Genomic DNA, 12,414 nt, shown 5'->3' on the forward strand with positions numbered 1-12,414 from the left:
GAGAGCAAACGGAGTATTATAAGTAGTCGATCGCCAAGTCTGTAGTAAAAATTGCGACATTCAGCAAAAGCATCCAGAGGTGGCCGTTGAAATAAAGGCCACCTTTGCTGTCGGTAAAATAGCCGGGGCATCGACAGTCCCATTTCAGTGCGGCTGAATCCAGAGCCAAGGTCAGAATTTGACCGGCATAAGGATACTCTGAAACTCTGGATATGACGTGGTTCAGTGTGTCGGACCATGCAATTTCATCATTCTTGAATTCAGATGTTTTGCTGTCAGGGGCTGCAGCACCGGGATTTATATAGGATTGAATATAACGCCAGCCATGATATCCGAGGCTCAGGAGGTAGTAGGTAAAAAAGAAACCTTTGGTCATTAACCGGTCCGGGTTATTGCTGATGTCCATTAATTTCCCGCTGCAGGGGCAGGCTTCCTGTTGAGTCCAGAGGATATTTCCCGAGTCCAGAAGTTTGTAGACGTGCACGGCCATATAGGACCACATCAGCAGGTTGCGGGTAGTGAGTAATATCTGTTTGGTTTCATGGTAGGGGCTATGGGAGATCAGAATGACTGACTGATCATTAGGGTCAGTTGACATGGGGAGCTTACAGTCTGTGCTTTTCAACGCTTGCAATTTTTCAATGTGATCGTTACTTGAGATTGTGCAAAGGGTTTCTTTTCCGTGTTCATTAATTGTCGTGTAGCTGGCTGACATCGAGAAGCCTGTGGTTTCTTCTTTGATAGTGTCGGACAGACATGGGAGAGAAATGGTAAGCAGCATGGACAGGATGCATTGAAACCAAAAATTAAACAAATGTCGTTTTATTCTGATAATTTTATTATGGGCAATGTTATAGGTGCTTTTTGACATGGATAAAGTTTATCCCTCTGGTTTACTCTCCAACCAACTTACTGGCTCTGAATAGCTCTCTAAAAGGGTACCAACCAAAAGATTGATTTATTTGATTTTGCAGGCTCCTACGTCAGTCAGGCACTTTATTGGAAATGCCTTGTCCGGTTTATATTGCCATATCAAGGACAAAGTGTAATAAATCCAGATCGAGCATCAGACTGTTTATGTTAAAGCCAAAGTTAGGGGCCTCCAGCCACCACATAATAAGATCTGCGCTGATGACCAGCATGTGGCCTCCAAGGCCAAGGCTTTCAGGTTCATCGTTATTACGGTTATCCCGGCCATCAGGATAAAAGTAAGATGAGAGGTGTTTACCAAGGAATGGGTAGAGTGTCTGGTTGGCATTACGGGACAAGCCTACATTATATAGTGCTGAAAAAACCAGGTATTTCAGTGCTTCACCAGGATGAAAAACCACCAGATTGAGGACCGCAAAAGGTAAGGTGCGAGAGATATTGACGGCATGGAGGCCGCTGTTTAACCACATTAAATAGTATTTGGAGGTCATCAGGATCGATCTGGGACCAGTGTTTGTTTTTAATGTGACCTCAACATCAATATCAGGGTTATTTCGCAGTGTTTCCAGAGTACAGCCAGCTATGTGCAGCCTTTCCCGTTCTTCTTGAGTTTCATTCCCGGTCACAATGCAGCTGATTTCTGTACCATCACTATTTTGCTTTTTGTAATGTGCCGAAATAGGGGGGTCGGAAACTAATGTATCAGCAGGAAATGCCGTAGATGCAGCAAGTAAGGGAATACAAATGACCAATATAATAAAGGTGTTTTTTTTTAAAGTATCACTCATGAATTAATCTACTCACGTGAGGATAGCGTAATAATTCCTGATAGTTTCGATGTCAGGCTGCTGCCGCTAGCGTTAAACCAGATCATGATACGTGTGCTCGGCTGTTGTTCTTGATATTTGTGATGTTTTTGATAGGCACACAACGAATTTTCAAGAGGCTCTGACTTGTATTTATAGTCAGCATGTCAGGGTAGCAACAGTGACATTTTGTCGCAGACGCAAGAGAGTGTTTTTGCCTGACCACCTGACCTGGCGACGATTGCCTGAGTGCCGGTAAAACATCAACGGGTCTCATCATCACTGATGATGACTCCCCCTGGGCTATAATCCGTGAGCATGCTTTGTGCATAGCATCCGGGATCCGAATCCTGATAGACTTGCGGCGACACTGTTTATCAGTAATTTTATCAGTTATAACCACCAAAAAAATTCAGGACTTTGCTGTTATCCCATGTCATTTGTTGAATTAAAAGCGGCTGTATCCCTTACCCTGGTCTTTGTCTTTCGGATGCTTGGACTGTTTATGGTACTGCCTGTTCTGGCTCTTTTTGCTGACGATCTTCAGGGAGCTTCGCCCAGTTTGATCGGGGTGGCCATTGGTGCCTATGGGTTCAGCCAGGCCATATTACAGATTCCGTTTGGCTGGCTTTCTGATCGCTGGGGCAGGAAGCCCGTTATTCTGCTGGGACTGTTTATTTTTCTACTGGGAAGCCTGCTGGCGGCACAGGCTACCACCATCGAGGGAGTGATTGCCGGGCGTATTTTACAGGGGTGTGGTGCCATTGCCGGCGCGGTGACAGCGTTGATGGCTGACCTTACCCGGGATCAGCATCGAACCAAGGCCATGGCCATGATTGGCATGGGCATTGGCCTTGCCTTTGCCATTGCCATGGTACTGGGGCCGGTGGTCAGTGATATCTGGGGGCTGTCCGGACTCTTTATCGCTAATGCCCTGATGGCGGTGGCAGCGATGCTGGTGATTATCCTGCTGGTGCCAACGCCGGTCATTAAACGGCGGGACTTAAACAGTTCTGTTGATCGTCAGGTGTTGCATCAGGTCTTCACTAACCCGGAGTTGCTGAGGCACATTATTGGCATTTTTACCCTCCATTTTGTGTTGATGGCGTTATTCATTTTTATTCCCGAGCTGTTGAGCAAAGATTTTGATCGCTCTGCTCATGGCGGTATTTATCTGGCCGTCCTGGGCCTGTCATTTGTCATGATGATTCCCCTTATTATTTTCAGTGAGCGTCAGCGACTGCTCAAGCAGTGTTACAGCTTCAGCATTGTCATTCTGTTCGTGGCTTTTGCGCTGTTTTATCAAGGCATGCTCAGTGTCACGATGTTGTTGGCGGGCTTATTGATTTTCTTTTTTGGTTTTAATTTTCTGGAAGCCACGCTGCCATCCCTGGTCAGCAAACTCGCGCCAGTGGGAACCCGTGGCACGGTCATGGGAGGCTACTCAACCAGCCAGTTTCTGGGGGCTGCCCTGGGCGGCAGCCTTGGGGGCGTTGCCATGGAGTATGGCGGTGCTCCCGCTGTCATAATGCTTTGTACAATTCCCACTGCCCTGTGGTGCTGGTTGTCTGTTACTATGAAGCAACCACCTTATGTGAGTACTATGGTAATGGCCCTGAATCCTGAGCTTGGTGATGTCAGTTCGGTGGGAGAACGACTTGCTGGTATTGACGGTGTTCAGGAAGTGACTGTGCTTGCCGCAGAGAAAACAGCTTATCTGAAAGTTGATAAGCAGGCACTGAACTGGTCCGAGTTAAGGCAGTTTGGGCAGTGCTAGCAATATATGTGGTTCAGATATCAAGCTTGCGGTTTGATACAGAATAAAAACGGGGAACCAGATACAGGGCCTTTGTTTTAATAGAGCATTTTTAATATGGAGTGGTCCTGTAAGGTCACTCCATGGTGTCTTCAATGAATGGACTCTGTTCTTGGAGGCTATTTGAGTTTGAGTGAATATGGCGGAGAAGCTAAATGGCTCGAGGCGTTAATAAAGTAATACTGATTGGTAATCTGGGTAACGATCCGGATGTACGTTTTACTCCCAATGGCAGTGCCGTTGCCAACCTGAGTCTGGCAACCAGTGAGTCCTGGAAAGACCGTAATACCGGTCAGCAACAGGAGAAAACGGAGTGGCACCGGGTGGTTATTTTCGGCAAGCTGGCTGAGATCGCTCAACAGTACCTTCGTAAAGGATCAAAAGTCTATATCGAAGGTAAGCTGCAGACACGTAAGTGGCAGGGTCAGGACGGTCAGGATCGGTATACTACCGAGATTGTTGTTGATGGATTCAGCGGCCAACTGCAGATGCTGGATGGCCGCCAGGAAGGCGCTATGGGTGCTCCGATGGGAGGTGGCGGTGGCTACCAGCAGCAGGCACCGCAACAGCAGCAGTCTTATGCTCCGCAGCAGCCTCAGCAATACGGATCACCACCACAACAACAACAGCAACAGCAACAGCATCAACCAGCGCAGTCGCAGCAACCGCAATCAAATCCCCAGCCACAGCCTGCTGGTGGTTTTGACGATTTTGATGATGATATCCCGTTCTAAAAAACCAAACTTAAAAATGTATACTTATTTGTATACAGGATCAAGTGAACCCCTTGCATTGTAAGGGGTTTGTTATTTTTGTTGTGTATAGACATATCTTGACAGCTTGGCTCTGCTCTTCTAAAGTATTAATAAGTGTTTTGTATAGACACATCGGGAGCATTTCTATGAGAGTCAGGGTGGTTAATGTTGAGGGGAGAAATGAGCGGTTTCCATTGGTCGTGGATGACAGTGGTATGCCTATTGACCGTATTAATACTTTCGTTATTACTGACCTGATTGATCATTCCAGCGCCACGGCAAACCAAAAGGCCAATATTATTATTCACATTGAGCGTTGGGCAGCGAGCCGAAATATAGACCTGCAAGATGAAATGGCTGGCTCTTTCCTTGGACAGTCGAACCTATTTGCCTCTTTTATAAAGCATCTCCAGACGAAGGTGGTGGATGTGCAGGGGGAAACAGTGGTTCAAATGCATCCAGAGAAAGTCTGTCCTGATTTTTTTAACCATCGTTTGGCTGTTACTGTCAGCTACTTTACTGACCTTTTTGATCGAAATGTAGCCAGAAGGCGAAGCAATGATCCTGTTTTGCCTAATTGGCATAAATCTTTTGAAAATCTGATTAAACGATTAGGAAACAGAAAAATAAAGGGTAAAACCCAGTCGCTGGTTCATGGCTTAACACCACTTCAACAGAAAACGCTCTTTTATGCTCTGGAGAAAGATGGGGTTATTAATTGGAATAAAGAAACACGCATCAGAAACAGGCTTATTATCCTCATCCTTTATGAGACAGGGGTTCGGAGGGGGGAGTTGCTCTCACTAACCATTGAGAACTGCCATACCCGTGAATATAAGCCCTACATCTATATAAAGCAAAACGTGAAATATCCTGACCCCAGAAAGGATATTCCTGATACTAAAACGCTGGAGCGTATTATTCCCATATCAAAAGAGCTGGCAAAAATGATTGATGAGTATTGCTCTATCAGGTCTTTAAAAAAAGAAGCACGTAAACAGCCACCATTTTTATTATTGGCCACCAGATCACCTTGCCTCCCTATGTCCAAGGGGGCGCTGAACAATGTTTTTGCACAAATCCGCAAGGATATTCCTGAAATTGACAGGCTGAGACCACATATCCTTCGGCATACAAGAATGGAAAACCTAGATCGTCATCTTCTGCGCCAAGGCTATACAGACGATCAGAAAAGTAAAATTAAAAACCTCATAGGTGGATGGAGCCCAAACTCCAAAACCGGAGAGAACTACGAAAAGCTGTCAACTGAAGAGCAGGCTTATGACGCCCTGAGTGCTTTGCATATCGAAATAGAAAGGGGGATTTCCTGATGTTGGATCAAAAAATAATAACAGTCCAGAGTGACTTGAGTGAATACGCTGATTTTTCTTATGACCCATATCCTGTATCACAGGATAATCATCGTTATGACTTGACGCAGGATCGCATTGTCTTAAAAAGTATCAGGGTGTCTGTGAGTTTTGCCAGTATATCCCCTTTTATAAAGGATCATGTGAAAGCCTTCGTTTCATTTCTTTTTTTATCTTATGCTGAAAAAAGTGTGGATGGTTATGTGGCAAGGATTAAAAGGCATATAAAGATTAAGAGCATGAACTCTTCTGGGGTGGAAGATGAGTTAAGGGATCTGTATTTTAACTTGATGAACTCTGAGGATGTTTCGGTAGAAGATAAGTCTTCATTGAGAATATTTTATAGGTGGTGTGCAGATGAGAAAATGCCGTTCTTTGATGAAGACTTTGTTGATTTTTACCTTAATGGCTTAAGGTTTGGTTCGAACCCCAATAAAGGGATGGATGTCATTATCCCAATGGAGGGTAGAGGGGCGTTAACTATTAAGGAGGATCGTAAATTCAAAGAAGCTGTTTCAACAACACGAGCAGATCTTTCCAGACTTACAATACTTCAATTACAGGGGTTTATTGGCCTTAGAATTGCTCAGCTCACTGGAGCTAGAGACGTTCAGGTGATGAACATGCGGGTAAGCGATTTTGTTGAAAAAGAGGATGGTAGCTACTGGCTGATGATCCCAAGGGCGAAGCAAAGAGGCAGAGGGGCTAATAAAAAACGAATACCCAGAGTCATCACAAAGTTCTTAGCTGAAGATATAACCCACCTGATAGAAAGGATGAAATTGTCTGAAAAGGATGCCCCCTCTCTTGATGATTATTTTCTACTTTGCCCTACCCAGAATCGTAGCGGTGGGTTCAGGAATGAATATTTAACGGATCAATTGTATGCTCGTAGGATTTTATTAATTTCAAATTTTATGAAGCTTGATTTTAGGATAAACAACCGAAGGTTACGAAAAACATTTTGCTCCAATCTTGTGGCTAAAAATACTCCGTTAAAAGTAATAGCTCAATTAATGGATCACACTGATCTACAACAATTACAGGTATATTACCGACAGACCAAAAAAGTTGCTGAAAAGCTCAATCAAATCTTGCAGAGTGAGGCTCAGGATATATTGGATGCTTTTCAGGGGAAAGTCATCAAGCAAGATGAAGCATCAATCCCCGGACAGCAACTTTTTGGTGCTGATAAAAACGCTAGGTTACATTTGATTGGTTCTTGTGGTAGTAGCCATCCCTGCGGTCTTAACCCTCCTCTTAGTTGTTATAGCTGCCCTTCGCTAGAGGCTTTTGAGGATGCAGATCATGAGCAGGTTGTCCAGAATCTGGTCGATGATACTTTAAAAATTTACGGTGAGAAACACAGCATTCAGCTTGCCAAGCACCGTGACTTTATTGCTGCAAACGCATTAATTAAAAAAATCAAGGAAGGTGATTATGAATAATGTTTTTCAATCTCCGAAGGTCGGAGTGGATCACGTAGGAAATCTAAAAATTCGCATTGAGCATTACCAAAAGTTCTGCCCTTTTGACGTTGAATGGAGTGATTTTATCTGGGATGTCACTGATAGCTGCCCATCCCACTCGAATAAAGCGCATACTAAAAGTTTTTTGTATTTTAGTAGAGATAATGGGAAGAGGGCAAAAGCAAAGAGTGCAGTAGCCGACATGAAGCCATTTCATAATGAATCGTTGGCTGAAATTGCAAAATGTCATATCTGTGATCTGCAAATCCAGAAAGTAAAGACTGTTGGATATTTGCAATCAATAATCAATGCTTATCGCTTTGTTGATCTGGCTTTGTTGGGAAATCAACTTGGTGTTGATGGCTTGACAAACAATGTTTTTGTAAAGGCTGAAAAGCTTAGTATCGACAAACTAGAAAATTCAACTGCTTACTGGGGTGGGAGTAGACTCTCCGGAATATCTCAATTTATTGATAAATATCGTTTGACACCAGTTAAGACAAAATTTAATTCAACTCTTAAGCGGCAGGATACGCAAGTACCCTCAGATACTAAAATTGATCTGGAAAACAGCACCATTAGCCACAAGAAGATGCCTGATACTGAGGTGCTTAAGGCAATCGGTTTGTTAAGCTCTGAAGGGCTAGATGGTGATGATGGGCTTTTCCTTGCTATCACTGAAATTATCTTTGCTACAGGTTTGCGCTTTGATGAGGTAATCACGCTCTCCACCGATTTTCTCTATGAAGTAGAGGAGGAAGAATACAATGAGATAACTGGGGATTATGACACTATAAGCTACTGGGAAATTAAGTATTATGGTAAGAAAAAAGGGCATTGGAGAACAAAGGTAATTCCTGATGTTTTAGTTCCTATTCTAAAAAAAGGGTTCGACTTTATTTTAGAGTACTTGGCTCCTGTTAGAACGGTGCTCGAAGAAATAGAAGAGAGTGGCGGTTATAACTTCTTTCCGTCCATTAGTGGTGTTTGTTTTATTGGTGACGAAAATATTTATAAGTTATTAGGTTCTAGTAACTCAAATGCCACATCACGACTAAAAAAACTAAATGTAACCATTGAAGAACGAAAGCGTGAAGTGCCTGTTGAAGGGAAAGCGAATGTTGCAAATTCATTCATTGCGAGCGAGCTTAAAGACATTACATCTGACAAGGCAGCAAAAAGTGCCAAAGATCTATGGACGAAGTTAAAAAGCAAGACAACAGCTACAAGCTTGTCAAGGATGCTGTTGATTACTCAGCATCAACGTCATCATGATAAGAAAAAAACTAACTATTGGAGCTTCTGCACTATAACGGATACTCAATATAGAGATTTTATAACCGGCAGAGATACAATGGATGATGTGAATTCTATCTTTCAGAGAAGGAATATCATTGTTGACGGTATAAACTTCCGCATAACTTCCCACCAATTCAGACATTATTTAAATACCATATGTAGGCTTGGTGGGAATATTTCAGAGCTTGAAATAGCCCGATATTTTGGTCGAGCCTATATGGGTGATAATCAGGCTTATGACCATAGCAACAAAGCAAAAATGGTTATGGATAAGGCGGACGATATTCTGGCTGCCAACAATATCACCAAAGAACAAGCTGTTGACGCAATGACTATTTTTAACTTGGTTGACAGTGAAGAAGCACTTGATGCTATGCAAAATATGGCAACTTCTCAAGTTTCCTCCATTGGCCTTTGTCAGCACGACTTTAATGACAGCCCCTGTGGTAAACATTATGCCTGCCTTCGTTTTTGTGCCAACTACAAAAGAATAAAAGGTGAGCAGTCAGAAATTGACGAATTAATCCGAATCAAGGAACAACAAGAGCAGCACATAGAAGAAGCAAAAGAGGCTGTAGCAGAGGAATACTGGGGGGCAAACAACTGGCTGCACTCACATCAGGAACTGCTGGATGGGTGCATTGCAGCGTTGGCTATCGAAGATGATGATTCGATTCCTGAGGGTTCAGTTATTCAGGTCTTTCCTGAAGGTAAAGACAAGTGCGAGGCTATCCAATGAAAGCCTCCAGATATATTACCCCGGAAGCGGTAGATCAGATCAAACATTCTATTGATGTGTTAGCAGCCCGTAATCCAAAGCTCACATGGGCGATGATTGCAGAAGCCACGGGTTATACCCGTGCGGCTCTTTCCCGTCATGAGGAAATCAAGAAAGCCTACGATCTGGCTAAGTCTGATAAGAGAACCATTATTAGTGATGGTGAACAGGTAGAAGAACTTAAGGCCAAAAACGCCAAGCTGAGAGCAGAGGTGGTCAAAATGAAAACCATCTTGGAAGAGTATGACAATAAATATATTCGCTGGTTAACAAATGCCATTAATGCTGGCCTCTCAGAGGAGTTGTTAAATCGCCCGATCCCTAAAACGATGAAAACAACGGTTCGGGAAAGGGGGAAGTCCAAGTGAGCAAGCCGATGAATGAGAAGTCCAGAAAGAGCCTTGAGAAACTATTGGGCTTTGCTGCTCAGATAGCAGAAAAAGACTGGACTGAGTACTGTGACAGAGGAGGGCTGAATCTTAAGTTGATCGGTAAGGATGCCGGTATAACCAGAAGTGTTCTCTATCACAACGATCATGTGAAAAATGCCCTGCTGGATATTGCAAAACCACTGCTTGAGAAAGGGGTTATCGAGAAACTGCCTTATGAATCAAAGCAGGAAGTGAAGGCTGATTCATCCTTCATTAGGGAACGAAAGAGCCAAGAGATTAACAAACTAAAAGAAGAAAACCGAAGGCTGGCAAATAAGGTGGCGGATCTACAGGCAGAGGTGAAAAGCCATAGGGAAAAGCTCAAACGATTTGAGCTTCAGGAGCGGATTCTGACAACGACAGGGAGGCTACCGAGATGAGCAGTTATACACAGGTAGAACCCTTGTTTTTGCGTGTAACTAAAGACCCTGTTCGACAAAGTAAAGGGTTGACTTTTTTCGGAGTAAAAATTGATCCGAATACGTGGTCAAAACTGGATTCCAGATCCCATTACGTTGTCGAGGTGCAGGATAAAGATACGGATGCCTACATCAATGAGCTGGGGCAGGGTGCGGTCTGCAAAATACTTCCAGAAACCCATATTTCAAAGCAGGTTGAGGTTAATGGCTTTACCCTGACACGGCATCTCATCACGACAATGAGCTTTATGCTGGAGCGAACCAGTGGCAAATTCCTGATCAACCTATTAGCTGAAAACAGCCGGTTTCGAAGCATTGGAGCTGTAAAAGCACAAAAATTATGGAATACCTTTGGTGAGGATTTGTATGGGGTTCTGGACAACGGTGATACGGACTCTCTGAACTCAGTTCTGTCACCAGATATATCCAGTGACTTGATAGAAACATGGCAGTCTTATATCCATAGCGATGCATTGTTCTATTGCTGTCACGAGCTGGGGCTGACTGCTTCTCAGGCGTTCAATATTCATCGCTTTTATGGTGAAAAGACAAAAGACAAAATTGAAGGAGATCCGTACAGGCTATTGGCATTCAATCTCTCCTTTAGTAAATGCGATGATATTGCTCTGGGTATGGGGATTTCCAAGCATGACCCAAGGCGTTTGCTGGCGGCATCAGAGCAAGCCCTATACACCATGCTGGATAAAGGCAGTGTTGTGGTTACTCATGAACAACTGATAGAGCTGATGGCGCATACGTTGGCTGATGCTGATTTGGCTGAACAAGCCATTGCTGAGCTTAATGAAGCACCAGAGAACTTTCAAAAGCTGGAGGGCGGTTTTTACCAGTCAAACGGGGCATACGTTATGGAAAAATACGTGGCGTCTCGTTTGGCTGATATGTTGCAAGCTCCTGCCCAGCTTGGGCTTGAGGGTAGTGCCATTGAAGAACATATTGCTGAGTATGAAAAGGCTAATGCCTTTACCCTGACCGAAAAGCAGAAGCAGGCAGTTATTGGAGCAGCCAAGCATCCGTTCTACCTCATTAACGGTGGTGCAGGGGTGGGTAAAACCACGGTATTGGATGCCCTTTACCATGTCTTCGATCATGCAGGCATGATACCCATACAGGTGGCACTGGCGGCAAAAGCTGCAAAGCGTATGAGCGAGGCTACTGGTAGGGAAGCATTTACCATTGAGCGTTTTATCCGTAATTTCCAGTTTAAGGGCGTAGACAGCAGTAAACTTGTACTGGTGATTGATGAAAGCTCCATGGTTGATTTGCACAGTATGTACCGGCTGCTTTCCTTTATCCCTGACAACGTAAGAATCATCATGGTAGGGGATGTTGGGCAACTACCACCCATTGGCTTTGGTCTGGTGCTCCACGAAATAATCAAAGCAGATAGTGTTCCGCAGGTGACGCTGGATGAGGTTAAGCGTCAATCTCATCAGTCCAATATACCGACAGTGGCAGGCCAGATAAGAGTGGGGCAGTCACCGGAACTACAGCATCAGGACGTTCAGGTCATACCCGGCAGCTCGAAGAAAAAAATCTTGGATAAGGTGGTTGAAATCTATTCACAATCGCCTGATCAGGTTCAGGTGATCTGCCCGACAAGAGCCTTGGTAACAGCCGTAAACCAGCGCTGTGCAGCCCTGAATAAAGGTCGCCAAGTAAAGCGTTATAACGAGCAGTACGAGGCGTATGAGGAAACATGGTTTCGAGAAGGGGATAAGGTGATGTGTATTGCCAACCTCTACGACTGGGAACTAATGAATGGATCTTTAGGCACAATTACTATCGTCTACGGTCAGCGGGAAACACTGACTACTGGCGCTCGATGTACGACCTATAGCTATGGTCAGATCACATGGGATGATGGACTGATAACGGAAATCACCGATGAGATTCTGGAGAACCTTGAACATGCTTACGCCATGACCATTCATAAGTCGCAGGGGTCTCAGTTTCATACGGTGGTAATACCGCTGTATCTGGCGAAGAACATGGATAGGTCAATGCTTTATACTGCCGTTACCAGAGCCAAAGAGTCAGTACTGTTTGTTGGACAACAGGGTTTGATTGATCAGGCTATTGCGAAGGTGGCGCATGAGGAGCGGAAGGCGCATCTTGGGCAGAAGTTGGAAAGTCACTTGCTTTGAGCAGGGGATTCTCTGGCTTAAGGTCGTACTTTTCTGGCCATTTCGCTACTGACCGATAGCCTTCGTTGATTCCGAAAATATTGAATTTATTGATGTAGTTATGACAACAATAAATATTGATGTTATCGTTTAAGTAAGCATAAAAAATATTCGGAATAAATCCGATGGAGGTTAAA

General features: G+C 44.1%; 10 protein-coding genes. 8 read left to right on the forward strand and 2 right to left on the reverse strand.

Features of this window, described 5'->3' with window-relative positions:
• Positions 1-16 precede the first annotated feature (16 nt).
• Positions 17-781: a hypothetical protein gene (locus CX664_RS01205; protein ID WP_145999748.1), complete on the reverse strand. Its 765-nt coding sequence runs from the start codon at positions 779-781 to the stop codon at positions 17-19.
• Positions 782-1,019: 238 nt separating this feature from the next.
• The gene (locus tag CX664_RS01210; RefSeq protein ID WP_145999749.1) at positions 1,020-1,556 is read right to left on the reverse strand and encodes a hypothetical protein; all 537 of its coding nucleotides are present in this window, start codon (positions 1,554-1,556) and stop codon (positions 1,020-1,022) included.
• Between the two features lie 613 nt (positions 1,557-2,169).
• On the opposite strand from CX664_RS01210, the gene CX664_RS01215 reads away from it, so the two are divergent.
• From CX664_RS01215 to CX664_RS01250, 8 genes are all read left to right on the forward strand, one after another.
• Entirely contained in the window at positions 2,170-3,513 is a 1,344-nt protein-coding gene (locus CX664_RS01215; RefSeq protein ID WP_101744954.1) for an MFS transporter, read from the forward strand.
• A 194-nt stretch (positions 3,514-3,707) separates the two neighbouring features.
• Entirely contained in the window at positions 3,708-4,286 is a 579-nt protein-coding gene (gene ssb, locus CX664_RS01220; protein WP_101744955.1) for a single-stranded DNA-binding protein, read from the forward strand.
• Between the two features lie 221 nt (positions 4,287-4,507).
• Entirely contained in the window at positions 4,508-5,638 is a 1,131-nt protein-coding gene (locus tag CX664_RS01225) for a tyrosine-type recombinase/integrase (protein WP_180966345.1), read from the forward strand.
• Positions 5,638-7,125 carry a tyrosine-type recombinase/integrase gene (locus CX664_RS01230; RefSeq protein ID WP_101744957.1) on the forward strand — a complete coding sequence of 496 codons (1,488 nt, stop codon included), beginning with the start codon at positions 5,638-5,640 and terminating at the stop codon, positions 7,123-7,125. The genes CX664_RS01225 and CX664_RS01230 overlap by 1 nt, the downstream gene beginning before the upstream one ends.
• A complete protein-coding gene (locus tag CX664_RS01235; RefSeq protein WP_101744958.1) occupies positions 7,118-9,184 on the forward strand; it encodes an integrase in 2,067 nt (688 codons plus the stop codon). Before CX664_RS01230 ends, CX664_RS01235 begins: the two co-directional genes overlap by 8 nt.
• On the forward strand, positions 9,181-9,591 hold the full coding sequence (locus CX664_RS01240; RefSeq protein WP_101744959.1) for a hypothetical protein: 411 nt from the start codon (positions 9,181-9,183) through the stop codon (positions 9,589-9,591). Before CX664_RS01235 ends, CX664_RS01240 begins: the two co-directional genes overlap by 4 nt.
• On the forward strand, positions 9,588-10,034 hold the full coding sequence (locus CX664_RS01245) for a hypothetical protein (RefSeq protein WP_101744960.1): 447 nt from the start codon (positions 9,588-9,590) through the stop codon (positions 10,032-10,034). The genes CX664_RS01240 and CX664_RS01245 overlap by 4 nt, the downstream gene beginning before the upstream one ends.
• Complete coding sequence (locus CX664_RS01250; RefSeq protein WP_101744961.1) at positions 10,031-12,238, forward strand: AAA family ATPase; 2,208 nt, start codon at positions 10,031-10,033, stop codon at positions 12,236-12,238. Before CX664_RS01245 ends, CX664_RS01250 begins: the two co-directional genes overlap by 4 nt.
• Positions 12,239-12,414 lie beyond the last annotated feature (176 nt).

Source organism: Endozoicomonas acroporae, from assembly GCF_002864045.1.
In the GTDB taxonomy this organism is placed as follows: Bacteria; Pseudomonadota; Gammaproteobacteria; order Pseudomonadales; family Endozoicomonadaceae; genus Endozoicomonas; species Endozoicomonas acroporae.